Genomic DNA, 23,081 nt, shown 5'->3' with positions numbered 1-23,081 from the left:
CGTTGAGGCTGCCTACCTGAATGTTCAGGACACTGCGAAGTACATGGGCATCTCGGTGAACACGCTCTACGTCTGGCGTCACCGCCGGCAAGGGCCGCCCAGCTTCCGGATGGGGCCCGGTGGGAGGGTCATGTACCGCCGGGACCTGCTCGATGCGTGGCTCAACGAGCAGCAACATGCGGACTCGCGGTCGAACCCGGCTCTCAATCCGCTGAACAAGGCGCCGCAGCAGCGCGAGCGGCGTCGGGCTGCTTGACCTGGCAGAACGGTTTCGAGGACTTCGGCAGCACTCGGAATTTCATGTGCACGGAGATCGTCTGTGTGTCTGATCGCGACGCAGGTCGCGGCGAGAGAACCATGTCCAGGCCAAGGAGAAGATGCGCATGGCGGGTTACATAGAGGACCGATGGCTCAAGAAGCGGCCGAACAAGGAGACGGGCAAGCGCGAACGCACTGCGCTGTGGGGCAAGTGCACGCGCTACCGCGTGAAGGGGATACCGGGAGTCCGTGACCGTTCGTTCGACACGGTCGCGGACGCCAAGGCCTGGCTGGCCGAGGCGCAGACCGACACACGTCGAGGGGATTTCGTCGACGCGCGAGATGGTGCGATCAGCCTTCGTGAGTACGTTGAGAAACACTGGTGGCCCTCCCAGGTGCATCCCGCCCAGACGCTGGAAAGCATGAGGCACCTGATCTGGGGGCAAGTGCTGCCGCAGCTCGGAGACCTGGCGCTCAGGGACATCGGCGTCGCCGAGCTGCGCAAGTGGTCGGCCGACGTACAGAGGGCGGTGGCGTCGAGTACGGCCTATGTCGCGTGGGTGTACCTCAAGGCGATCATGCAGGCCGCGGTCGAGGACAAGCGGCTGTACCGCAACCCGTGCAAGGGCAACAGCTCGATCAAGCCGCCGAAGAAGCCGGAGCGTAAGGCTCGCGCCTGGGAGCAGGACCGTGTCGACGCCGTACGGGAGGCACTGGCCGACCGCTATCGGATCATGCTCGACCTCGGCGTCGGATGCGGACTTCGGCAGGGTGAGCTGTTCGGCTTCAGCTCGGATGACGTGCATGGCGACTTCGTGCACATAGAGCGGCAGATCCTCATGTACAGGTCGCAGCTGTACTTCGGCCCGCCCAAAGGTGGCAAGGAACGCGACGTGCCCCTGCCGAAGGTGCTCGCGAAGCGGCTCCTCACGCACCAGGAACGCTTCGAACCGATCGACGTCACCCTGCCGTGGCTGGACCCCGAGGAACCCGACCTCGCACGCGAGGACCGACGCAAGGTGACCGTCCCGCTGCTCGTCTACACCGGGCGGCGCGGCGCGATCAACCGCACCACCTGGAACACCAAGGCCTGGAAGCCCGCGCTCGCCGAAGTGGGAGTCATTCCGCCGCTGCCCGAGCGACAGCCGGGCGAGAAGCCGTCGCGCGTATGGGAGCCGAGCCGCGAGCACGGCTTCCACGTCTTGCGCCACACGTACGCCTCGGTGATGCTCGAAGCCGGTGAGTCGATCGTCTCGCTCGCGAAGTGGCTGGGGCACTCCGACCCGGCGTTCACGCTCCGGACGTACACCCACTTCATGCCGCAGGCCGGCGCACGTGGGCTGTCCGCCATCGAGGCCTGGTTCACGGACTCGCCTGAAAGTCCCTGAGAAGTCCCAGAGGGCTGGACCAGCCTCCGGATCTCCGCAAACATGCAGGTCAGAGCGTGATCGCTCCCTGAGCGGAACAGAACCCGGCGTACAGCCCGACTCGTCTGCCGTCCGCGCGCCCGACCTGCGTATGCCCCTGGGGCTTCGTGTTCCCTTCCCGATCGGTGGTGCGCCGCTCGGCGGGGAGGTGGGCCGGGGCGGAGCGACGTACGCTGGCGACGTGGACATCGAGGTCACTCGGCTCGCCGTGGAGCATGAGGCCCGCGTGTACGCGATGCTGGCCGAAGAGGGACTGGGCCAGCTGGCGGAGGACCTCCTGGTGAAGCGGCACCCCCCGTGCGAGATCCATGTGGCCCTGGCCGGTTCCGGCCCGGTCGGGATGCTGGCGGGCTCACATGACTACCGGGGGGACACCGGCGTGCGTGGCTACCCGCCGCCCCAGAGCCGGGTGCACGCGATGCTCACGGTGCCCGCCGCGCGCAGGCGGGGCGTGGGCAGCGCGCTGATGCACCGCTTCGCCTCCGAGGGGATCGCGGCCGGCCGGGGCTACCTCCTGCTGTGGGTGGATCCCCGGGACCCCATGGAGGAACTGGCCTTCTTCGCCAGCTGCGGATTCGAGCCCACGCCCGGCGGTGCGTTCCTGGGGGCGAGGCTCGGCACGGTGCTCGCCCGGACCGCGGCTCGCTCAGCCTCGACGATGCGCTGAGCCGGCGTCAGCCCCGACCGACGTACGGCATGGCCGTCGCCATCACCGTCGCGAACAGCACATTCGCCTCCAGCGGCAGGGACGCCATGTGCAGCACCGTACGCGCCACGTCCGCCGCGTCCATCACCGGTTCGACCGCCATGGTGCCGTTGGCCTGGAGAATTCCGGCTTGCATGCGCTCGGTCATCTCTGTCGCGGCATTGCCGATGTCGATCTGGCCGCAGGCGATGTGGTACTTCCGGCCATCCAGCGACAGCGACTTGGTGAGACCGGTCATCGCGTGCTTCGTCGCCGTGTAGGCGATGCTGTCCGGCCGCGGAGTGTGCGCGGAGATCGAGCCGTTGTTGATGATCCGGCCGCCCTGCGGATCCTGGTCCTTCATCAGCCGGAACGCGCCCTGCGCGCACAGGAAGGCGCCAGTGAGGTTGACGTCCACCACGGCGCGCCAGTCCTCGTACGCCACGTCCTCCAGCGGGACCGCTGGGCCGAAGCTGCCGGCGTTGTTGAACAGCAGGTCCAGCCTGCCGAAGTGTTCGCGCACCGCTGCGAACAGTGCGTTGACGTCGTCCGGCCGGCTGACATCGGTGCGGACCGTCAGGGTCGTGGCACCGGCGCCCGCCAGCTGCGCCGTCCCGGCCAGGGAATCCTCGCGCCGCCCCGCCAGCGCGACCGACCAGCCCGCCCCGGCGAGCGCGAGCGCCACGGCCCGCCCGATCCCGGAACCTGCGCCGGTCACCACTGCGGTCCGTGAAACGCCCGCCGAGTGGTGACCCGTGTTGATCTCGCTCATGCGCGCAGCGTACGCTGCCTCGCTCGTGTGGCTCGCTCGCCCAGCGCTCGGTCCGCCCCCGCCTGTGGTGGCGCATGTCGCGCCGAAATGACCCTGAATACCCCAAGACGAGACGAAGCTCATCGACTTGACATGTACGTGTAGCACGTACGACAGCGCGCCGCCGTTCCCCGTCACTGCAATTCCCAACGCCACCACACGTTTTCGGGAGGGGCAGATGACATCCACGTCGCACCAGCAGGAGCTTCGGGCCGCCGCCGCGCACCTGGGCCGCCGCCGCTTCCTGACCGTCACCGGGGCCGCCACCGCACTCGCCTTCGCCACCAACCTCCCCGGGAGCGCCCAAGCGGCCCAGTTGGACGCCCGACAGGCCGTCACCGCCGACCCGTTCACCCTCGGCGTCTCCTCCGGCGACCCGCTGCCCGGCTCCATCGTGCTGTGGACCCGGCTCGCTCCCAAGCCGTACGAGTCCGGCGGCGGTCTGCCGAACGCCCGGATCAACGTCCTCTGGGAGCTGGCCCACGACGAGCGCTTCACCCGTATCGCACGGCGCGGCCAGGAGACCGCGCACCCCGAGTTCAGCCACACCGTGCACGTCGAGATCGACAACCTCGACCCCGACCGCGTCTACTACTACCGCTTCCGTGCCGGGACCTGGATCAGCCCGGTCGGCCGCACCCGCACCGCGCCCGCCGCCGGAGCCGCGCTCTCCGGCCTGCGCCTGGCCGCCGTCTCCTGCCAGGCCTACCACGACGGCTACTTCACCGCCTACCGCCACCTCGCCGGCGAGGATCTGGACGTCGTCTTCCACCTCGGCGACTACATCTACGAGTACGCCGTGAACTCCACCGGCGGCGCCCGCGCCTACACCGACCGCACCCTCCCCGCCCACTTCAACCACGAGACGGTCACACTCGAGGACTACCGGCTGCGCTACGCCCTGTACAAGTCCGACCCCGACCTGATCGCCGCGCACGCCGCGCACCCCTTCGTCGTCACCTGGGACGACCACGAGACCGAGAACAACTACGCCGGTGCCATCTCCGAGGACAACCTCCCGCCGGAGGAGTTCCTGATCCGCCGGGCCGCCGCCTACCGCGCGTACTGGGAGAACCAGCCGCTGCGCCGCCCGCAGCAGCCGAGCGGCGCCGACGCCCGGCTCTACCGGCGGCTGCGGTTTGGCACCCTCGCCCAGTTCGACATCCTCGACACCCGCCAGTACCGCTCCGACCAGGCGTACGGCGACGGCTGGAAGACCCCTGGCCCCGCGTCCGAGGACCCCTCGCGCACCCTGACCGGCAGCACGCAGGAACGCTGGCTGATCGACGGCTGGCGCACCTCGTACGCCCTGTGGAACGTGGTGCCGCAGCAGGTGACCTTCTCCCAGCGGCGCAGCGACTCCACCGCCGCGTACAAGCTGAGCATGGACGCCTGGGACGGCTACCCGGCCTCCCGGAAGCGGGTGCTGGCCGGCGCCCCGGCGGCCGGGGTCGACAACCTCATGGTGCTGACCGGCGATGTGCACGTGAGCTACGGCCTGGACATCAAGCGGGACTTCAACGACCCGGGCTCCCGTACGGTCGGCACCGAGATCGTCACCACCTCCATCAGTAGCGGCAAGGACGGCGCGGACAAGCCGGCGAACTGGGCCACCTTCATGACGGCGAACCCGCACATGAAGTGGTACAACGGCCGCCGCGGCTATGTGACGGTCGCACTCGACCGCCAGGCCGCCCGGGCGGACTACCGGACGGTCTCCGCCGTCACCACGCCCGGCGCTCCCATCACCACGGCCGGATCCTTCGTGACCGAGGCGGGGAACCCGGGCCTGAAGCAGGTTTGAGCACCCCCCTCGGCACCCCCTCGGCGCCCCCTCGGCGCCCCCTCGGCGCCCCCTCGGCACCCCCCTCGGCACCCCCTCGGCGCCCGTCGGCTGCGGCCGGCGGGCGCGGACCGTCTCGGCCATCCATCGCCGGCTGATAAGTGGGTAACCATTCAACGATGATGGAGAGCTGTATGCCAGACCGTGGTCCGACCAGCCCCGAGCCCATACCGGGCCAGCCGAGTCCGTCTCGCTCACCGGCCCCCCGCCCCGCGACGCGGGGACCGCCGGCGAGCACACGGCCGTGCCGATGGCCCTGGTCCAGGTGATGTTCGCGCTGACGGCCGTGGCGTGCTTCCCGGGGCTGTGCCGGCCCTGGCAGCGTGCGCATGCGGAGCCCGTGGGGCAGACCGCGTTCACGGGAGTCGCGGGGGAACGCGGAGCGGGAGGGAGCAGGGAGCTGAGCACGCCGAAACTGCGCTGTGGAACCCCCGCGCAGGCCTGCCTCGACCCCACCGAGCTGCGCCTGCTGGTACGGGAGGTGGGACGGCTGCCGCACGGCGGGCGAGCCGAGGTGCCCTGGTGCGCGGGGGCGGTGGTGGTCGCCGGACGCGGGCCCGTCGTCGCTGTCGAGAAGGCCGTGGGCTGGGCGGTGCGCTACGCGGCGTACGACCCGCGCACGGACCGGGGCGTGGAACTGCCGCGCGAGCGCTGGGTGCCCATGCGGGTGGGCACGCTCTTCGACCTGGCCTCGCTCACCAAGCTCTTCACCGCCATAGCGGCCGCGCAGCAGGTCGAGCGGGGCACGCTCAGGCTGGACAGACCGGTCGCCGACTACGTCCCCGAGTTCGCCGTCGCCGGCAAGAGGGCCATCACCGTACGGCAGTTGCTCACCCACACCTCCGGACTGCGCCCCGAACTGCCCTTCTACGAACGGGAGGGCCGCGAGGCGCAGCTCGCGATGCTGTGGGAGGACCGCCCGCTGACCGCGCCCGGCGGCTCCCCTCTCTACTCCGACCTCAATCTGATCGCCGTGCAGGTGGTGCTGGAGCGGATCACAGGGAAGCGGCTGGACCGGCTGATCCAGGAGGGCATCACCCGGCCGCTGGGCATGACCGCGACCGGATTCAATCCGCCCGGTGCTGCCTTTGAGGCGGCCGCGACGGAGGACCAGCGCAGGCCCTGGGGCAAGCTCGACCGCGGCATGCTGCGCGGTGAGGTCCACGACGAGAACGCCTACGCGCTGGGCGGCGTCGCGGGTCATGCCGGCCTGTTCTCCACGGCCGGGGACCTCGCCGTACTGTGCCGGGCGCTACTGGGTGCCGGGGCGTACGGGACCGCGCGGATCCTGGCGCCCGCATCGGTGGACGCGCTGCTGAGGGCCCCGGGGCTGGGCTTCGCGGTGGACCAGCCGTGGTTCATGGGGGAGCTGGCCGGGCGGGGGGCCGCCGGGCACACCGGCTTCACGGGCACCAGCCTGGTCCTGGACCGGGCCACCGACACCTTTCTCGTACTGCTCGCCAACACGGTGCACCCGCGTCGGCGGCCCGGGGACAGCGCCCCGCGCGCGGCCGCGGCGACCCGGCTGGCGCGGGCGGTACGGGACGTACGGGCCGCACGGTGAGCCGCAGGCCGGGCCTCGCAGCATCAGGGGCGGGGAGCCGCCGTAAACTCGCTCGAATGCACGCCCCGGAATCCACCCGTACCGACGCGGCCGCTGTGTCCGACGAGCTCCGCTTGGCGCTCGCGCGGCTGCTCGACGGGCTGCCGCCGCGGCAGGCCGCGCAGGCCGTCGAGCGGCTGATCGCCAGCTACCGGGGGCGCACCCCGACCGACGCGCCCGTACTGCGCGACCGCTCCGACGTGGCCGCGTACGCCGCCTACCGGATGCCCGCGACCTTCGAGTCCGTCCGGTCCGCGCTGGGCGCCTTCCGGGAGCAGGTGCCGGACTGGAACCCCGCGAGCCATGTGGACGTGGGCGGCGGCACCGGCGCGGCGACCTGGGCCGTGGCCGCGACCTGGGAGGGCCCCGAGCGCCGGACGACGGTCCTGGACTGGGCCGAGCCCGCGCTCGCGCTGGGCCGCGAGCTGGCGGCCGGCTCCCGGGAGGGCGCGCTGCGGCGGGCCGAGTGGGTGCGCCGGGTGATCGGCGGTGGCCTGGAGCTGCCCGAAGCCGACCTGGTCACCGTCAGCTATGTGCTGGGCGAGCTGACCGCGGCGGACCGGGGCGCGGTGGTCGACGCGGCGGTGCGCGCGGCACAGGCGGTCGTACTGATCGAGCCGGGCACCCCGGAGGGCTACCTCCGGATCCGGGAGACGCGGGAGCGGCTGCTCGCGGCCGGGCTGCGGATTGTCGCGCCGTGCCCGCACAGCGCCGGGTGCCCGATCGAGCCGGCCTTGGACTGGTGCCACTTCGCGGCCCGGGTGGGCCGCTCCTCCCTCCATCGGCAGGTGAAGGGAGGCTCGTTGCCGTACGAGGACGAGAAGTTCAGCTATGTGGCGGCGGTGCGCTTTCCGGCCGCCCCGGCCGAGTCACGCGTGGTACGCCGCCCACAGCTCCGCAAGGGCCAGGTCCTGCTGGACCTCTGCGGTCAGGACGAGTCGCTGCACCGCACGACGGTGACCAAGCGGCATGGCGAGCTCTACCGCGCCGCGCGGAATGCGGAGTGGGGTGACAGCTGGCGCTGAGGGTCACGCCACAGGCGCCCCCCGCAGCTCCATCGTGCAGCACTTCACGCTGCCGCCGCCCTTGAGCAGCTCCGACAGGTCCACGCCGATCGGCTCGTAGCCGCGCTCGCGCAGCGGGCCGAAGAGCCCCACCGCGGTCTGCGGCAGCAGCACATGGTGGCCGTCGGATACCGCGTTGAGGCCCAGGGCCGCCGCATCCGCCTCCTCGGCGATGATCGCGTCGGGGAACAGCCGGGCGAGGACGGCCTGGCTGCCGGGAGAGAAGGCCGGCGGGTAGTACATCACCTCGTCCCCGCCGAGCACCGCCAGCGCCGTGTCCAGGTGGTAGTAGCGGGGGTCCACCAGGTCCAGGCCGATCACCGGGCGGCCGAAGAACTCCTGCGCCTCGCGGTGCGAGAGCGGGCTGCTGCGGAAGCCGCAGCCGGCCAGCAGCCAGGAATCGGTGACCGCGAAGTCGCCCTCGCCCTCGTTGATGTGCTCCGGCTCATGAACGTCGGTGAAGCCGTGGGCCAGGAACCACTCCCGGTGCGCGGCCGCCTCGGCCGCGCGCTCGGCGAAGGCGAAGCGGGCGCCGAGCACCCGGCCGTCCACGACGGTCGCGCCGTTCGCGGCGAAGACCATGTCCGGGAGGTCGGGCCGCGGCCGAAGGATCTCGACCGTGTGGCCGAGGGCGCGGTAGCGGTCGCGCAATTGCTCCCACTGCGCGAGCGCCAAGGGCAGATCCACCGGCTTCGACGGGTCCATCCAGGGGTTGATGGAGTACGTGACCTTGAAGTGCGTGGGTGGGCACATCAGGTACCGGCGCGGAGTGAATGCTGGACGCAAGGAGGTCTCCTCACGGGGTGTTCGAGCGCAGATGCGGGTCGCCTGCGCGCTCACATGTTCCACCCTGAACACCGCTTCGTGCAGTGATCCGTTCGGGTGGTTCACCACTGGCCGCGAAAACGTTCAGCTGTCCGACCGCTGCCCGCCATACGCCGGGCGCGCTCGCACGGGCGTCGACGTCAGCAGCCCCGGGGCGTCCGTGATGATGCCGTTGCACCCCAGCCGCAGCGCCCGGTCGCGGGCCTGCGGGGTGTTGACGGTGTGCGCCCACACCCGCGGGATGCCCGAATTCGCCGCCCGCCGCAGATCCGCCTCACGCGCCCGGTAGTCCACATCCAGCAGCTCGACGAAGCCGCGCCACCGCTCAGGCCGGTCGTGGCGCATCTGCTTGGCCGACCGCCACACCTGGGCCAGCAGCCCCATCGCCTGCGCGCGGCGCGCCAGCCATGGGCGGTTGGTGTTGACGAACACCGAGCGCTCGAGCCGGCGCTCCTTGATCAGCTGGGCGAGCCGCGGCAGGCTGTCCGGGTCCTTCGCCTCCAGCATCAGCACGGTCTTGCCGCCGAACCGGTCCAGCACCTCGGCCACGGTCGGTGGATGCTCCGGCCGCCATCTGCCGGGCAGCAATGGCCCCGGCCGCAGCAGCACCTTCCGCCACTGGGCCCGGGTGAGATTGCGCACAGGGCCCGTCCGGTTCGTCGTACGGTCCAGCGTCGCGTCGTGCATCACCACGAGCGTGCCGTCCCGCAGCATCCGGGTGTCGAAGTCGAGAACCTGCGCGGTGCCTCTGCTCAGCGCCGTCACCAGCCCGGACATGCTGTTCTCCGGAACCTCCAGGGCTCCGCCGCGATGCGCCGTGTAGGCCACCTTCGGCAGGTTGTCCACACTCGGTGACGCCGTGTTACGGAACGGCGCCGGAATTATCGGGCCGGCGAGCGACACCGCGAGGACGGAGGTCAGCGCGGATCGTGTGATCATGAAGCCCACGCTAGGGCCTTATGTCCCGTTATGCCCTGTGAAAGCCGCCCAATGGACGGTGTCGCTCACCCACCCCGAATGCGGACAGCGGCCACCTGGGGAGCAGGATGGTGGCAGCATTGATCGGAGGCGGTCGAAGTGTGAGGGGACAGATGGGCGCTGACAAAAGCCGCCGTCGCGGCGAAGCGAGGAGGTTCTCCCAGTGGCTGCGCCGTCGCCCGAGGAGCGAGGCGGACCGTACGGGAGCGGCCGCCGCGGGCCGCGAGGATCTGCTGCTGGCCGCCGCTGCCGCCGGCTTTCCGCTGGCCCAGGCCGCGTACCCCTCCGGCTATGGCTGTTCCTGCGACCGGATCGGCTGTCCCACCCCCGCCCGCCACCCCATCTCCTTCGCCTGGCGGACCCAGGCGTCCACCGACACCGAGCAGGTCGGCCGCTGGCTCCGCGCCCACCCGCACGCCAACTTCATCACCGCCACCGGCATCAACCACGATGTGCTCGACGTCCCCGCCAATGCCGGGCACAGCGCGCTGGAGCGCTTGGAGGCCGACGGCATCGAGGTCGGCCCCGTGGCGGAGAGCGAGGCCGGCACCCGGCACGGCCGGATGCTGTTCTTCACCGCCACCCGCGGCACCCCGGACGACGAGGACGAGTGGTGGCCCTGTGAGCTGGACTGCCACCCCGAGACCATGGACGAGCATCCCGGGCTGCGCTGGCACTGCCGCGGCAGCTATGTGCTCGTGCCGCCCGCCAAGCTTCCCTCCGAGAGCACGGTGACCTGGCTCCGCGGGCCGGAACGGCCGCTGCCCGACCCGCTGACGCTGCTGGAGGCGCTGACCGACGCCTGTGCCCAGTACGCGGACCACGACGCGGAGCTCCACCACCCGGTCTGGCCCCTCGGCCGCTGATCAGACGTGGCAGACCGTCAGGTGCCCCGTGCCTCGGTCACCGCCTCGAGCCGGTTGAGGAACACCACCTGCCCGTCCGATGTGCCCTTGGCCGGCACCTTCACCGCCGACTCCGAGATCCGGGTGAGCGTCAGCGTCCTCTGCGGTGTGCCGGACAGCAGCGCATTGGTGATGGGGTCCTTGATCCGGCCCACGCGGTAACCGGGGGCCATCGTCCGCTTCTCCGTGTGGTGCGCGGTGAAGAAGGCCAGCGCCCCGCCGTCCTTCGTACGCAGCGCCACCGGCAGGTAGTCCGGGGCCTTCCCCGGCTCATCGGCGTACTGCGTCCAAAAGCTCGGGGTACGCAACAGCCGCTTGCGCGTAGCCCGCTGAAGCGAGGTCTGCTGCCCGTCGGCGAACATGTCGCCCTGCCCGGTCCGCAGATAGTCCGTGTATGCCTTGCTCAGCGTGCCGGGGTCCGCCGCCAGCCCGGCACCCGTACCGGCCGCCACCGGCTCGGCGAGGCCGTCCTTGTCCGTCTTGAACTCCGGGACCTCGTCGGGGCTGAGCAGCAGCAGATAGGCAGCCCGCCACGGCTCGCTCGCGTTCTGCCTGAGGAAGACCACCAGCCAGCGGTTGTTGTCGCGGTTGCTGTCGGTGTCGGCCAGGAAGAACTTCGGCCAGCCCGCCTGCTTGGGGATCACGAACGAGGCGTCCGTGAGCTCCAGCGGCGGGTAGTCCGGGTTGCCGTCCGGCTTCAGCGCCTGCTGTGCCTTGAGGCCGGCCTGGCCCATCGTGTGCAGCGCGCCCGTCTCGACCCCGGCGAGGATGGCCGGATCGACCTTGCGGTTCGCCTTGTTGTACCCGTCGGTGAACTGCTTGAGGGCCTTGGCCGCCTCAGCTTTCGTCGTCGACGGGATGACCTCCCGCTCGCCGTGCACCGTCACGCACCCCGTCAGCGTCAACAGCGCTGCGGCTGACAGAAGTGCCGACACTCGGCGGGTCAACCCGCGTGACCTCCGCATCATCGCTTCGGGGCTCCTTCGAGGGCTCCTTCGGGGCTGCCTGAGACGGCGCAACCCTACCGGGGGCGAAGAACAGCGCGAGGGTGGGGATCACATACAGCAGCCACACCACCAGCTGCAGCACGGTCGGGTCGGGCTGGAAGTTGACGGTGCCCTTCAGCAGGGTGCCGTACCAGCTGTCCGGCGGGATCGTGGCGCTGACGTCGAACGCCTTGGTGCCGAGGCCCGGCAGGAAGCGCGCCTCCTGCAGATCGTGGAAGCCGTACGCCAGCACGCCGGCCGCGACGATCACCAGCAGGCCACCCGTCCAGGTGAAGAACTTCGCGAGGTTGATGCGCAGCGCGCCCCGGTAGAACAGCCAGCCCAGCAGCACCGACGTCAGCAGACCGAGGGTCACACCGATCAGCGGCCGCATCGTCCCGTCGTCGGCGGACTGCACGGCGGCCCAGACGAACAGCGCGGTCTCCAGGCCCTCCCGGCCCACGGCCAGGAACGCGGTCAGCACCAGGGCGCCCGTGCCGATGGCCAGCGCCTGGTCGAGCTTGCCGTGCAGCTCGGCCTTCAGATGCCGTGCCGTCCTCCGCATCCAGAAGACCATCCACGTCACCAGGCCGACGGCGAGGATCGACAGGCTGCCGCCGAGCAGTTCCTGCGCCTCGAAGGTCAGCGAGGTCGTACCGAACTGCAGGAGCGCACCGAAGGACAGGCTCAGTGCGACGGCTGTGCCGATGCCCGTCCAGACGGGGGGCAGTTTCTCCTTGCGGCCGGTCTTGACCAGGTAGGCGACGAGGATGCAGACGACGAGGCTGGCTTCCAGGCCCTCGCGCAGGCCTATCAGGTAGTTGGAGAACATCAGGAAGCTGTCCCTTCGAACAGTGCCCGGCCCCACCAGTCGTTGCGGTCCTTCACGCCCGGCGGGATGGCGAACACCGCAGAGCCGACGTGCTGGATGTACTCGTTGAGGTCGTCGTTACGAGCCAGCTTGGTCTGGATGGGCACGAAGCCGTCCCGTACGTCCCGCTGGTAGGCGAGGAAGAACAGCCCGGCGTCCAGCCGCCCCAGGCCGTCCGTGCCGTCGGTGAAGGAGTAGCCGCGGCGCAGGATCCGCGCGCCGGCGTTGCTGTCCGGGTGGGCGAGGCGGACGTGCGCCGTGGGCAGCATCGCCTTCAGATTCGGCTCGTCGTGCTCGCGCTTCTTGCCGATCGGGGCACCCTCGCCCTTGTCCCGGCCGATGATGTCCTCCTGCTCCTTGAGCGAGGTACGGTCCCAGGTCTCGATGTGCATCCGGATCCGGCGCGCGACGAGGTACGAGCCGCCGGTCATCCAGTCCGGACCGTCCTTCTCCGAGACCCACACATGCTTCTTCAGGGCCGCGGTGTCGGTGCCCGCGATGTTCCGGGTGCCGTCCTTGAAGCCCATCATGTTGCGCGGCGTCTGCGCCTCGGGCGTCGTGGAGGAGGTCTTGCCGAAGCCCAGCTGCGACCAGCGGACGGCGACCTTGCCGAAGCCGATACGGGCCAGGTTGCGGATCGCGTGCACCGCCACCTGCGGGTCGTCCGCGCACGCCTGAACGCACAGGTCGCCGCCGCTGCGGGCCGGGTCGAGGTTGTCCCCGGGGAACACCGGCAGGTCGATGAGGGCCTTGGGACGGCGGGACTTGATGCCGAACCGGTCCTGGCCGTCCTTCTCGAAGAGGCCGGGGCCGAAGCCGATGGTCACGGTGAGGCGGGAGGGCTTGAGGCCGAGCGCTTCACCGGTGTCGTCCGGCGGCGCCTCCGGGAGGCCGCCGGCCGCGCCCTCGCCGACCGGCCGGCCGGCGGTCATCGCCGCCGCGGCCGCCGTCCACTCCTTCAGGAGCGCGATCAGCTCCTCGCGGGAGTCGGTCTTCACATCGAAGGCGGCAAAGTGCAGCCGGTCCTGGACGGCGGTGGCGATACCGGCCTGGTGCTCGCCGTGGAACGGCACCGCGGCGCCGTCGTTGGCCACCCGCTGGGCGTGGTCGCCGTCGCCGCGCAGTGTGGCCGCGGCGCCGCCGACCGTGGCGGCGCCGAGCGCGAGCCCGGCACCGCCCCAGCCCAGCAGCGAACGGCGCGACGGGGCGTGGCCCTTCGTCGTTTCGTCGCTCATTGGCTGGTCCCCTTTCACTTCACGACTGCGGCGGCGAGCTTGGACAGCGGCTCCGCGAGGGCGTTCACGGCGTCGGACAGCTCCTTGCGCTGGTCCTTGCCGACCTTGTCGTACGGCTCAAAGTCGTACGCGTCGCCCTTGCGGTAGGTGTCGAGCGTCTTGTTCAGGGCCGTGAACTGCCGGTCGAGCTCCTTGACGAGCTCCGGGTCGTTCTTGGCGGCGACGGGCTTCAGCAGCTCGTACGACTTCTGCGCGCCCTCGAGGTTGGCCTTGAAGTCGACCAGGTCGGTGTGGCTGTAGCGCTCCTCCTCACCGGTGACCTTGCCGGTGGCGACCTCGTCCAGGAGCTCCTTGGCGCCGTTGGCCATGGAGGTGGGAGTGATCTCCGCCTTCTCGACGCGCTCCTCCCACTCCTCCAGGTCGGCGACCAGCTGGTCGGCCAGCTCCTTCTCCTTCTGGCCGATCTTCTTCTCCTGCCACAGCGCCTTCTCCAGGCGGTGCCAGCCGGTCCACTCCTGACCCTTCTCCAGGCCGTCCTCACGGACGTCGACCTTGGGGTCGATGTCACCGAAGGACTCGGCGACCGGCTCGGTGCGCTCCCAGCCGATGCGCGAGGGTGCGTACGCCTTCTTGGCGGCCTCGAGGTCGCCCTTCTTGATCGCGGCGACGAATGCCTCGGCCTTCGGGAGGGTTTCCTTCGCCTGCTGCTCCGCGTACTCGCGGTACTCGGCGACCGCCTTGTCCAGGCGCGGGTCCCGCTTCTGCGGCGCGCCCTTGCCGGTGGCCTGCACCTTCTGGCGGATGCCGTCGCCCTTCATGCCCGGCTTGCAGGCGATTTCATAGCTGCCCGCCTTGACCTCGGCGGTGATGTCGGCCTTGGTGCCGGGCCCGATGTTCTCCCGCTCGGTGACGATGCGGTCGCCCGGCGCGTAGACATAGACTTCGGTGATCTTGGAGCCCTTGTTCTCCACGGAGAGCTTGACGTGGCCCGCGGGAAACTCCTTCTTCGACACCTCGCAGGAGGTGTCCGAGGCGGTCACAAGGATGGCGTCGGAAGCCTTGGCGTCGTCGTTCTTCTGGGTACAGCCGGAGACGGCGGTGACGGCCGCCACGGCAGCGATGGCGGCGGAGAGACGGACGGCTCGCATTCGCGCTCCAAGCTTGCTCGGATCAGTAGGGGCTAGGGCCGGGTGAGGCGGACCTAACTTAACTGAGGCTTACCTGAAGAACGCACCCGGGTCCAGTGATCCAGGTCTCACCGTTTCGACCGCGGGGTGGTTGTCAGTGGCTCGTGCCATCATGCTCGTGAGCTTGTGAAGCCAGAGCATCTGGGGGGGACGGTGGCTGGGATCATGGCCTTTGGTGCGGCCCTGCGGGAGCTGCGCGGCGCGCAGAAGCCGGTGAAGGGGGTGTCGCTGTACTCGCGTCACATCAACCGGCCCGGGGGCCGGGTGCTCGCCGCAGCCGCGTACTGTATCGGGTTGACGCCCAATCAGGTGACCCTGCTCAGCGCGCTGTTGAGCTTCTCGGGAGTGGCGGCGGTCGCGTTGGCGCCGCCGTCCTGGCCGCTCGCGCTCGCCGTCTATCTGGTGCTGGCGGTCGGCTTCGCCTTCGACTCGGCGGACGGACAGCTGGCCCGGCTGCGGCGGGAGAGCAGCCCGGCGGGTGAGTGGCTGGACCATGTCGTGGACTGCGCGAAGATAACCGCGCTGCACGCCGCCGTGCTGATGATGTTTTACCGATTTTTTGATCTGCCGGGGCCGGGCTGGCTGCTGCTGCCGCTGGGATTCCAGCTGGCGTCGGTGCTGATCTTCTCCGGCGGGTTGCTCTACGACAAGCTCATGCCGAAGCCGGCGGCGGCGGGAGCCGCGAGCGAGCCAAAGGGCGCGCCGGTGTCGAGAGCGACGGAACCAAGCGTCGGAGCGAGGAACCAGCGACAGAGCGATGCGTCGAGGAGCGTCGACGCCGGCTCTGAGCGCCCGGAGGCCAGCCCAGCCAAGGTGCAGCCCGCGTCATCCATCCGGGCGGTGGCGCTGCTGCCGGTCGACTACGGCGTCTTCTGCCTCGTCTTCCTGCTGCTCGGTCACCAGCGCGCCTTCCTGGGCGCGTACGCCGTGCTGTTCGTGGCGCATGTGCTGTTCCTGGGGGCGTTCATGGCGAAGTGGTTCCGGGCGCTGGCTGCGATACGCCCCCGTTGACATGCCCACCGTCGAGGGTGTCGAGCACACGACGGAGGTGCGTACTGGAGGTGTGCACCGTGTACGGGAAGTAGACGACCTCGACGCCGACGGATTCGAAGTCGCGCTCCAGGCGGTCGCCTTTCGGCGTCCCGCGCCAGTCGTCACCCTTGAAGATCACGTTGAACCGGATCTGGCGCCAGGTCTCCAGTTTGTCCGGGACGGTCTCGACGAATGCGGCGTCCACGAAGCGGACGCTCCGAACGATTTCCAGGCGCTCGACCAAAGGGATCACGGGAGTACGGCCCTTGGCCAGCTCCGCCATCTCGTCCGAGACCACCCCGGCGACGAGATAGTCGCACTGGCTGCGGGCGTGTCTGAGGATGTTGAGATGGCCGACGTGAAAGAGGTCGTAGACCCCGGGTGCGTAGCCCACAGTCTGCGGCATGCGACGGCACTCCCCATCTCGTGACGCACTCCCCAGCGCGTCAGGTCCACTGACGATAGCTGTGCAGACCGTATAGAAGCGGCATATTACGAAACTTTAAGTGCGAGAGAATAATGACATGTGGCGCTGACAAGACGTTAGGGTGCAGCTCATCACCTCTGGGGGGAGAAGATGCACCATGCCGGAAACCAGTGAGAACGGGGGGCGGCGCCTGCTCCTGGTCTCCACCAACTACGCGCCCGAGCAGGCCGGAATAGGCCCTTACGCGACACAGATCGCCGAACACTGGGCCGCGGCCGGCCGGGCCGAGGTGCATGTGCTCGCCGGTGTGCCGCATTACCCCGCCTGGCGTACAGACTCCGCCTACCGTGGCGTCTGGCGGATGGAGGAGCAGCACGGCGGTGTCCGCGTACACCGCCGGCGACACACCGTCCCGCCGCGCCAGACCGCGCTCCGCCGCGCCCTCTACGAGGCGTCGATCCTCGCCCATGGACTCGCCGCGCCCCCGCGCATGGCCCGGCCCGACGCGGTCGTCGCCCAGCTGCCCAGCCTGGCCGGAGGCGTCCTCGGTGCCCGGATAGCCCGCCGGCACCGGGTCCCGTACATACCCGTCGTCCAGGACCTGATGGGCGCGGCCGCGCAGCAGAGCGGGATCCGCGGCGGGGACCGGGCCGCGGCCGCCGCGGGCATGGTCGAGAAATTTGTGCTGCGCCGCGGCACGCTCGTCGGCGTCATCCACGAGACCTTTGTCGAGAAGGTCGCCGCCATGGGTGTCCCGCGGGAGCGCATACGGCTCGTTCCCAACTGGTCGCACGTCGCCCGTCCGTTACGGCCGCGCGCCGAGACACGCGAGCGCCTCGGCTGGCCCGAGGGCCGGACCGTCGTCCTGCACTCCGGCAACATGGGGCTCAAGCAGGGTCTTGAGGTGCTGATCGAGGCGGCGCGCCAGGCGCCCGACATCGACATCGTCCTGATGGGTGACGGCAATCAGCGCGAGCCCCTGCGCGCTCTGGGCGCCGGGCTGCCCAACCTCCACTTCCTCCCGCCCGCCGACGAGGCCGACTTCCCCGAGGTGCTCGCCGCCGCGGACGTCCTGGCCGTCACCCAGCGGGCCTCCGTGCTCGATATGAGCATCCCCTCCAAGCTGACCTCCTACTTCGCGGCCGGACGGCCGGTCGTCGCCTCCGTCGCCGAGCAGGGCGGCACGGCCGAAGAGGTCCGCCGCTCACAAGCGGGTGTGCTGGTCCCGCCGGAGGACCCGGCCGCACTGCTGGCCACTGTCCGCAAGCTGGCTGACGACCCCGCCGCCGCCGATGCGCTCGGGTCCCGCGGACCGGCATACGTCGACGCCCACCTCAGCCGCGAGGAGGGCCTGGCCCGGATCACCGGGCTGCTGAACGAAGCGCTCGAGCGCCAGGTACGGCACAGGGCGCACGGCTGAGGGGGACTCACCCATGACATCCACGACCACATCCATGGCCTCCGCGCCGGAGCCGCCTGGGGTCCAGCAGGCCCGCGAGGAGCCGGACCTGCTGCGCGACCAGTTCAAGCAGCTGCTGCGCTACCCCAAGCTGATCGCCCTCGGCGTCGTCATCGGGCTGCTCGGCGGCGTCTGGCTCGGCCTGGTGGGCGGCGACTCCTACGTCGCCACCAGCGAGGTCACCGTACGGTCCGCCACCGTCGACCCCTTCGCACCCGGCGGCACCACCCCCGACAAGCAGGTCAGCATCGGCTCCGAGCGGCAGACCGCGATCAGCAACGCCGTCGCCGACCGGGCCGCGAAGGCTCTCGGCACCCCGCGCGACGCCGAGCAGCTCCAGCGGGGCCTGCAGGTCACCAACCCGCCCAACACGCTCGTCCTGCAGTTCGCCTACACCGACTCCTCGCCCGCGACGGCGGCCAAGCGGGCCAACGCCTTCACCCAGGCATACCTGGACAACCGGCGGCAGCAGACCCAGTCCCTGATCGACAACATGATCCAGGGCTATGAGAAGCAGCTGAAGCCGCTGGAGAAGCAGCGCGACCAACTCGCCGAGCAGATCGCCGGGCTGAGCGACGGCCGCGCCCTGGACACCACCCTCTCGGTGCAGTCCGGCGTGCTCGGCAAGATCTCCGAGCTGAACAGCAGCATCACCAAGCTCCGGGCGCTCGACACCACCCCCGGCTTCATCGTCCGCACCGCCACCCCGCCCAGCGCGCCCTCCGGGCCGGGCCTGCCGATGCTGCTCGGCCTCGGCGCGGCCGTCGGCATCGGCCTCGGGCTGCTCGCCGCCTGGGTCCGGCTCGTCTTCGACCCCACGGCCCGCTCCGAGAGCGATGTCGTACGGGCCCTGCGCGCGCCGGTGCTGGGGACCCTGCCGCGCGGCCGCCGCGGGAGCGGCCCCGGCGCCCTGCTCGCCGAGGGGCGGCTGGCGGAGGAGTACCGCTCGCTGGCCTTCCGCCTGGCCTACGACCAGCGCTTCGCCGACCGCCGGCGGCTGCTGGTCGTCGCCCCGCGCGGCGCGATCGACACCGCTGCCGCCGCGTCCGTGAACATCGCCGCGTCATTCGTCGAGATGGGGCGCGAGGTGCTGCTCGTCGAGGCCGACCTGCGTACGCCCAGCCTCACCGCGCGGCTGCGCGCGGCCGACGGGATACGGCCCGGCTGGGCCCGTACGCCCGCGCGGGGGGAGGGCGGCTGGCCGACGGGGGAACAGATCCCCATCGACGCGGGCGAGTCCGGCGCCTTCGACCTGGTCCCCGGCAGCCGGGTGCGCAACGTGGCCCGCGCGCTGACCTCGGCCGCCGCCAGCCGGCTGATCGCGACGGCCGATGCCTCGGAGGCGGTCGTCGTCGTCCTCGCGCCCGCCGTGCTGTCGTACGCCGACGCCATAGCGCTGGTCGACCGCGTCGACGGCGTGCTCGTCGTCTGTGACCCGCGTGAGGTGCGGCGCGACGACCTGGACCGGGTACGGGAGCTGGTCACCGGCGCGGGCGGCACGGTGCTCGGGGCGCTGCTGCACGCCGACGGCAGCGGCGCCCGGCGGTCCGCGAAGAGCGGCACGGGCAGCCGCCGCCGCCCCGCGGCGGACACCGGTCCGACGGCGGCCGCGGAGGCGAAGGGCGGTGGGGCCGCCTACCCCGCGCAGCGATTCATCCTGGCCGGCGGGGAGGGCGCGGCCCGGAACGCGCCCACCGACGAGGACCCGGATGGCCCCGGCACCCTGCCGCTGAGGACCGTCACTCAGGCCGACCGCCCGTCCCGTCAGACACTGCGGTGACGGCCCCTCAGGGAGAGCCGAAGGACAGGCCCGGGGACGGCGAACCGCCGGTCCCGTCCGACACCGCGGTACGGGGCTCTCACGGCCGGCCGCATGGCGGTTTCGTGGACGCGGCCGGGCCGGGTGCACAGGGCTCGCCGGACCCCTGGGCGTCGGGCGGCCCTGACCCGGCAGAACCGGCAGCGGCCGGGGGCATGGCTCCAGAGCAGTCGCGGGCCGACGGCCTGGCAGATGGGCCCGCACCGAACAGGTTCCGGGCGGCGGCCCGATCCGGGCCGCGCGGGCTCGGGACCCGGATGGCCGTGCTGTGTTCGGTCGCCGACCAGGGCGTGGCCGCGCTCACCAACATTGTCGTGCTCGTGGTCGCCGCCCGGCTCTCCAGCGCGGCCGGGTTCTCCGTCTTCTCTCTCGTCTACACCGTCTTCACCGTGCTGCTCGGCCTCTCCGTCTCCTACAGCGGCCAGGCCCTCGTCCTGGAGCGCGGCGAGACCATACGAGTCCGCGGCGCCTGCCGTTCCGCCGTCGTCTTCACCGCCGGCGCGTCGGCCGCCCTGGGTGCCGGCATGGCAGCCGTCCTGGCCTTCGTACCCGGCGACACCGCGCGCGGACTCGCCGCGCTGGGCCTCGTCCTGCCGATCGTTCTCACCCAAGACGGGATGCGGTACTGCTTCTCCACGCTGCGCCTGCCGCACCACGCCCTGACCGCCGATCTCATACGCCTCGCCGCCGCCGTACCCGCCCTGGCCGTCCAGCCGCGCGGCGCCGGGCCGGCCCGGCTGGTCGCCGTCTGGGGCCTGTCCGCCGTACCCGCGCTGGTGGTGGCCGCCGTCCTCCTCGTTCCCCTGCTGCGCGGCATGCCCTCCGACCCGCGCCGCTTTCTGCGCCGCGACCACCTCGGCCGCCGCTTCGTCGTCGAATTCGCCGTCGGCAACGCCTCCAGCCAGCTCACGGTCGTCGGACTGGGCCTGTTCGCCAGCCCGTTGGCGGTCGGCGCGCTGCGCGGTGTGACGACCCTGTTCGGGCCGATGAACGTCCTGTTCAACGCCTCCACGGCCTTCGGCCCGCCGATCCTGGGCCGCTTCGCGGACGCCGGCCGCAAGGTGCGCATCACCGCGGCGCTGGCCCTCGTCCTCGCGGCGGTCGCCGCCGCCTGGGGCGCCGTACTCATCGCCCTTCCCGACCGCCTCGGCCGGGAACTCCTCGGCGACACCTGGGCGGCCTCCTCCGGCCTGCTCCCCGCCACCGGCAGCCAGTACGCGGCCATCGCCCTCGGGACCTGCGCCCTGCTCACCCTCCGCGTGCTGCGTCCCCGTACGACCCTCCCCATCCAGGTCGTCTTCTCCGTCCTCTCGGTGGCCTGCCTGCTCGCCGGGTACGTCCTCGGCGGCGTTCTTGGCGCGGCGTGGGGCCTGTGCCTGGGCTCGGGGCTGAAGGCGTGCGCCGCCTGGCTGCGCATCGTGTCCGTACGGCGGGGACCGGCCGCCGAGGAGACCACAGCGGGTGCCGAACGCTCAGAGCAGCCAACGGCGTTGGGCAATGCCCATGACCGGACCCGCCTCGACAGAACGCTTCAATAACCGCCACCGCCCATGGAAAAGTGGAGCCGGGACCACCCCGGAAGCTGTCCAGGCAATGGGGGTAGTCAGGCTTCCGTCTGCGGTTGTGATGCGTCTTGACCCGAATCGGGGCGCGAGACCAGACCTCAGCCCGGGTGGCACTGCCGAGGCCATCGGACCGAGAGCAGGCGCGGGCGGGGTTACTCGGAGCTGGCCCGCTCACCCGACGACGGGAACCGGGTGACCGGGAACGTCGAGCCAGGGCGTTTCACCGTCAGCCGTGACCGTAAGGCCGAAGCGGTCGAAGTCGGGGCGACCTTCTTCCTCCCACCAACTGTAGGCCGCTTCCACCTCCGACCACAATTCGCGGGCGCCGGACTGATAGACCTCGACTTGCGCGTCGGCATGGAAGCGAATGGCAGCCCATGACTTATCCGTCAGGCTGTAGAACCAGGCCGTACGAACTCCCTCGCCCAGGTCGTGGGCTGCGTGCGCGCAGTCCCGCACCATCAGGCCGATAACGAAGTCGGCAACTCCGAAGGGGCCATCGGACACGGCATCCGCGGTAAGGGTGGTGGTCGACCGGCGTGCGTCACCTGGCCAAGCCTCCGCCACATACTCAGCGTGCCGAGGCCAGGCCAGACGCTGAGAGCGCGCCTTCATGAACTGGACGGGGCCTGTGAAGCGGCCCGACGCGCTCTTGCCGTCCTCCGCAACAACCAGACGCGCCACCGCATCCTGTGCGGTGTACTGCGTGCCCCAGGGGGCCACGATGATTCCGCCCGGTCGCGTCTGCTCCACCCACGCGTACGGAACGGAGCGCAGACCGCACGTCGCGATGACGCGGTCATAGAGACCGTTCGGGGCGTAACCAAGAAGACCATCCCCCTCGACCACCAGCGGATGCAGCCCGGCGCCGTGCAGCGCCTTACGGGCCGCCGACGCCACGTCCCGGTCAACCTCCACCGTGGTGACGCTTCCACTGCCGAGCCGGTGAGCGAGAAGACCGGCGTTCCACCCCGTTCCCGTACCGATCTCCAGCAGGTTCATGCCGCACTTCACGTCGAGATCGCGGAGCATGGAAAACACCACACTCGGCATGCTCGCGGAACTCGTGGACACTGCGCCGGGCTCAGTACCGTCGTGCTGGCCGTCATCCCACTGCGTGACGATTGGAACGTTGGCGCCTGCGTACCGGTACCACGCGGCGGGGTCCTCCGCCTTGCTCACCGCGACGCTTCCGCCCGTCTCCTGGTCAAACGGCCACATCAGATCCGGAAGGAAGAGAGACCGGGGCACGGCCGCGAAGGCCGGCGCCCAGTCCGACGTCATAACTCCAGTTTCGAGAAGGAAGCGGCCCAACTGCTGCCAGCTGGGCCGCTCCTCCCGCTCATGCGAGCTGGTCACTTACGGTGACCCCCATTACCGGGTGGAGGACCGCTGTCGGGGCTCGGCGGAGGAGGGGGCGGAGTCGGCTCAATCGGGGCCGAATCGCCCCCATGGCCACCCGAGAGGGTGGGACTGTCAGGAGTGGGCACAATGTGCTCCTTCCTCGTGATCCGTGTGAACCGGTACGTGCGTGACCAGCGGCCAGCACGGCTGTGCTCTTGCTGACCCGCTCGGGCTGCTTCGTCCTCACCGATACGAGGGGCAGCCCGGGCGGGCATTGAAGGGCCCGCCCTGGACGGTGATGGGGGAGCCACTGCCCGCCGGGTGGTTGCGGGCCTTCGTCCAGGGCGGACCGGTCTAATGAGGCTCGCCCACAACAGCGAGACCGATCACAAGGCCACAGGACACGCTGATTCCGATGATGAACAGGAGCCCTACGTACCGGCCGAGGGCGCGCATCATTTCCCCCACCTCGAACCTTCGTTCCGGACGGCCAGACGCACGCTCAGCTCCTCGCGCGCCGTCAAGGGGCGAACTCTGTCCGGCTTGGCATCCCACTCCGTGCCGCCATTAGGGGGACGGAGTCACACGCTTCCGTTCTGGTGGCCCATGACGAGGCCCACGCGATTCCGGGCGGTGTCTTTGGCCAGGGTGCCCAGGCCGGGTCGTGCTTCTGGGAGGTGATCCGTCGTCATGTACTGACCGTAAGACGGGGGTTACAGAGCGACGGGTACAAGCTGTACCCCCGCTCTTCCGCGGT

At 70.6% G+C, this 23,081-nt stretch carries 20 protein-coding genes; 11 read left to right on the top strand and 9 right to left on the bottom strand.

The genetic code is table 11. The features are described 5' to 3' along the window. From ACY34J_RS27040 to ACY34J_RS27030, 3 genes are all read left to right on the top strand, one after another. Positions 1-256: helix-turn-helix domain-containing protein (locus tag ACY34J_RS27040; RefSeq protein WP_462729233.1), on the top strand; the 256-nt coding region annotated here is incomplete at its 5' end. Between the two features lie 127 nt (positions 257-383). Then, complete coding sequence (locus ACY34J_RS27035) at positions 384-1,646, top strand: tyrosine-type recombinase/integrase (protein WP_462729234.1); 1,263 nt, start codon at positions 384-386, stop codon at positions 1,644-1,646. A 220-nt stretch (positions 1,647-1,866) separates the two neighbouring features. Then, complete coding sequence (locus tag ACY34J_RS27030) at positions 1,867-2,352, top strand: N-acetyltransferase family protein (RefSeq protein WP_462729235.1); 486 nt, start codon at positions 1,867-1,869, stop codon at positions 2,350-2,352. A gap of 7 nt (positions 2,353-2,359) precedes the next feature. Here ACY34J_RS27030 and ACY34J_RS27025 read toward each other — a convergent pair whose 3' ends face one another. Further along, on the bottom strand, positions 2,360-3,142 hold the full coding sequence (locus ACY34J_RS27025) for an SDR family oxidoreductase (RefSeq protein ID WP_462729236.1): 783 nt from the start codon (positions 3,140-3,142) through the stop codon (positions 2,360-2,362). A 217-nt stretch (positions 3,143-3,359) separates the two neighbouring features. Here ACY34J_RS27025 and ACY34J_RS27020 point away from each other — a divergent pair, with 217 nt between their 5' ends. From ACY34J_RS27020 to ACY34J_RS27010, 3 genes are all read left to right on the top strand, one after another. Beyond that, positions 3,360-4,985 (top strand): alkaline phosphatase D family protein, encoded by a 1,626-nt coding sequence (locus tag ACY34J_RS27020; protein WP_462729237.1) that lies wholly within the window; start codon positions 3,360-3,362, stop codon positions 4,983-4,985. Positions 4,986-5,274: 289 nt separating this feature from the next. Next, positions 5,275-6,588 carry a serine hydrolase domain-containing protein gene (locus ACY34J_RS27015; RefSeq protein ID WP_462729238.1) on the top strand — a complete coding sequence of 438 codons (1,314 nt, stop codon included), beginning with the start codon at positions 5,275-5,277 and terminating at the stop codon, positions 6,586-6,588. Positions 6,589-6,644: 56 nt separating this feature from the next. After that, complete coding sequence (locus tag ACY34J_RS27010; protein ID WP_462729239.1) at positions 6,645-7,652, top strand: small ribosomal subunit Rsm22 family protein; 1,008 nt, start codon at positions 6,645-6,647, stop codon at positions 7,650-7,652. Positions 7,653-7,655: 3 nt separating this feature from the next. Here ACY34J_RS27010 and ddaH read toward each other — a convergent pair whose 3' ends face one another. Both ddaH and ACY34J_RS27000 read right to left on the bottom strand, forming a co-directional pair. After that, positions 7,656-8,477, bottom strand: a complete 822-nt coding sequence (gene ddaH, locus ACY34J_RS27005; RefSeq protein ID WP_462729240.1) for a dimethylargininase — start codon at positions 8,475-8,477, stop codon at positions 7,656-7,658. Positions 8,478-8,600: 123 nt separating this feature from the next. Then, complete coding sequence (locus ACY34J_RS27000; protein WP_462729241.1) at positions 8,601-9,455, bottom strand: glycerophosphodiester phosphodiesterase; 855 nt, start codon at positions 9,453-9,455, stop codon at positions 8,601-8,603. A 152-nt stretch (positions 9,456-9,607) separates the two neighbouring features. On the opposite strand from ACY34J_RS27000, the gene ACY34J_RS26995 reads away from it, so the two are divergent. Beyond that, entirely contained in the window at positions 9,608-10,360 is a 753-nt protein-coding gene (locus ACY34J_RS26995) for a bifunctional DNA primase/polymerase (protein ID WP_462729242.1), read from the top strand. Between the two features lie 17 nt (positions 10,361-10,377). Here ACY34J_RS26995 and ACY34J_RS26990 read toward each other — a convergent pair whose 3' ends face one another. Genes ACY34J_RS26990 through efeO form a run of 4 tightly spaced genes read right to left on the bottom strand, consistent with a single transcriptional unit; the run spans position 10,378 to position 14,639 of the window. After that, positions 10,378-11,286: an SCO2278 family lipoprotein gene (locus ACY34J_RS26990; RefSeq protein WP_462729243.1), complete on the bottom strand. Its 909-nt coding sequence runs from the start codon at positions 11,284-11,286 to the stop codon at positions 10,378-10,380. After that, a complete protein-coding gene (gene efeU, locus ACY34J_RS26985; protein ID WP_462729244.1) occupies positions 11,237-12,217 on the bottom strand; it encodes an iron uptake transporter permease EfeU in 981 nt (326 codons plus the stop codon). The genes ACY34J_RS26990 and efeU overlap by 50 nt, the downstream gene beginning before the upstream one ends. Continuing rightward, positions 12,217-13,491 carry an iron uptake transporter deferrochelatase/peroxidase subunit gene (gene efeB / locus ACY34J_RS26980; protein ID WP_462729245.1) on the bottom strand — a complete coding sequence of 425 codons (1,275 nt, stop codon included), beginning with the start codon at positions 13,489-13,491 and terminating at the stop codon, positions 12,217-12,219. Before efeB ends, efeU begins: the two co-directional genes overlap by 1 nt. 14 nt (positions 13,492-13,505) lie before the next feature. Continuing rightward, the gene (gene efeO / locus ACY34J_RS26975; protein WP_462729246.1) at positions 13,506-14,639 is read right to left on the bottom strand and encodes an iron uptake system protein EfeO; all 1,134 of its coding nucleotides are present in this window, start codon (positions 14,637-14,639) and stop codon (positions 13,506-13,508) included. A 204-nt stretch (positions 14,640-14,843) separates the two neighbouring features. Between efeO and ACY34J_RS26970 the strand changes: the two genes are divergently transcribed. Then, positions 14,844-15,689 carry a CDP-alcohol phosphatidyltransferase family protein gene (locus ACY34J_RS26970; protein WP_462729247.1) on the top strand — a complete coding sequence of 282 codons (846 nt, stop codon included), beginning with the start codon at positions 14,844-14,846 and terminating at the stop codon, positions 15,687-15,689. On the opposite strand, the gene ACY34J_RS26965 is transcribed toward ACY34J_RS26970, so the two are convergent. Next, on the bottom strand, positions 15,643-16,116 hold the full coding sequence (locus ACY34J_RS26965) for an adenylyltransferase/cytidyltransferase family protein (RefSeq protein ID WP_462729248.1): 474 nt from the start codon (positions 16,114-16,116) through the stop codon (positions 15,643-15,645). The two genes, ACY34J_RS26970 and ACY34J_RS26965, sit on opposite strands and share 47 nt — an antisense overlap. Before the next feature lie 178 nt (positions 16,117-16,294). Between ACY34J_RS26965 and ACY34J_RS26960 the strand changes: the two genes are divergently transcribed. From ACY34J_RS26960 to ACY34J_RS26950, 3 genes are all read left to right on the top strand, one after another. Beyond that, positions 16,295-17,557: a glycosyltransferase gene (locus tag ACY34J_RS26960; RefSeq protein WP_462729249.1), complete on the top strand. Its 1,263-nt coding sequence runs from the start codon at positions 16,295-16,297 to the stop codon at positions 17,555-17,557. A gap of 13 nt (positions 17,558-17,570) precedes the next feature. After that, the gene (locus tag ACY34J_RS26955) at positions 17,571-19,376 is read left to right on the top strand and encodes a lipopolysaccharide biosynthesis protein (protein ID WP_462729250.1); all 1,806 of its coding nucleotides are present in this window, start codon (positions 17,571-17,573) and stop codon (positions 19,374-19,376) included. 296 nt (positions 19,377-19,672) lie between these two features. Next, positions 19,673-20,953, top strand: coding sequence for an MATE family efflux transporter (locus ACY34J_RS26950; protein WP_462729251.1), 1,281 nt, complete (start codon positions 19,673-19,675; stop codon positions 20,951-20,953). Between the two features lie 198 nt (positions 20,954-21,151). On the opposite strand, the gene ACY34J_RS26945 is transcribed toward ACY34J_RS26950, so the two are convergent. Beyond that, positions 21,152-22,264 (bottom strand): methyltransferase domain-containing protein, encoded by a 1,113-nt coding sequence (locus tag ACY34J_RS26945; protein WP_462729252.1) that lies wholly within the window; start codon positions 22,262-22,264, stop codon positions 21,152-21,154. Positions 22,265-23,081: the final 817 nt, after the last annotated feature.

Source organism: Streptomyces sp. HSS9-12, from assembly GCF_054963655.1.
Note: the sequence above shows the minus strand (reverse complement) of the source record. Positions and strands in the feature narration are given on the sequence as shown.

Excerpts from the sequence above, each read along its gene's own strand:
- ACY34J_RS27035 (WP_462729234.1), top strand. The coding sequence starts at position 384 with ATGGCGGGTTACATAGAGGACCGATGGCTCAAGAAGCGGCCGAACAAG.
- ACY34J_RS27025 (WP_462729236.1), bottom strand. The coding sequence starts at position 3,142 with ATGAGCGAGATCAACACGGGTCACCACTCGGCGGGCGTTTCACGGACC.
- ACY34J_RS27020 (WP_462729237.1), top strand. The coding sequence starts at position 3,360 with ATGACATCCACGTCGCACCAGCAGGAGCTTCGGGCCGCCGCCGCGCAC.
- ACY34J_RS27015 (WP_462729238.1), top strand. The coding sequence starts at position 5,275 with ATGGCCCTGGTCCAGGTGATGTTCGCGCTGACGGCCGTGGCGTGCTTC.
- ACY34J_RS27010 (WP_462729239.1), top strand. The coding sequence starts at position 6,645 with ATGCACGCCCCGGAATCCACCCGTACCGACGCGGCCGCTGTGTCCGAC.
- ACY34J_RS27000 (WP_462729241.1), bottom strand. The coding sequence starts at position 9,455 with ATGATCACACGATCCGCGCTGACCTCCGTCCTCGCGGTGTCGCTCGCC.
- ACY34J_RS26995 (WP_462729242.1), top strand. The coding sequence starts at position 9,608 with ATGGGCGCTGACAAAAGCCGCCGTCGCGGCGAAGCGAGGAGGTTCTCC.
- efeU (WP_462729244.1), bottom strand. The coding sequence starts at position 12,217 with ATGTTCTCCAACTACCTGATAGGCCTGCGCGAGGGCCTGGAAGCCAGC.
- efeB (WP_462729245.1), bottom strand. The coding sequence starts at position 13,491 with ATGAGCGACGAAACGACGAAGGGCCACGCCCCGTCGCGCCGTTCGCTG.
- efeO (WP_462729246.1), bottom strand. The coding sequence starts at position 14,639 with ATGCGAGCCGTCCGTCTCTCCGCCGCCATCGCTGCCGTGGCGGCCGTC.
- ACY34J_RS26970 (WP_462729247.1), top strand. The coding sequence starts at position 14,844 with ATGGCCTTTGGTGCGGCCCTGCGGGAGCTGCGCGGCGCGCAGAAGCCG.
- ACY34J_RS26965 (WP_462729248.1), bottom strand. The coding sequence starts at position 16,116 with ATGCCGCAGACTGTGGGCTACGCACCCGGGGTCTACGACCTCTTTCAC.
- ACY34J_RS26960 (WP_462729249.1), top strand. The coding sequence starts at position 16,295 with ATGCCGGAAACCAGTGAGAACGGGGGGCGGCGCCTGCTCCTGGTCTCC.
- ACY34J_RS26955 (WP_462729250.1), top strand. The coding sequence starts at position 17,571 with ATGACATCCACGACCACATCCATGGCCTCCGCGCCGGAGCCGCCTGGG.
- ACY34J_RS26950 (WP_462729251.1), top strand. The coding sequence starts at position 19,673 with ATGGCCGTGCTGTGTTCGGTCGCCGACCAGGGCGTGGCCGCGCTCACC.
- ACY34J_RS26945 (WP_462729252.1), bottom strand. The coding sequence starts at position 22,264 with ATGACGTCGGACTGGGCGCCGGCCTTCGCGGCCGTGCCCCGGTCTCTC.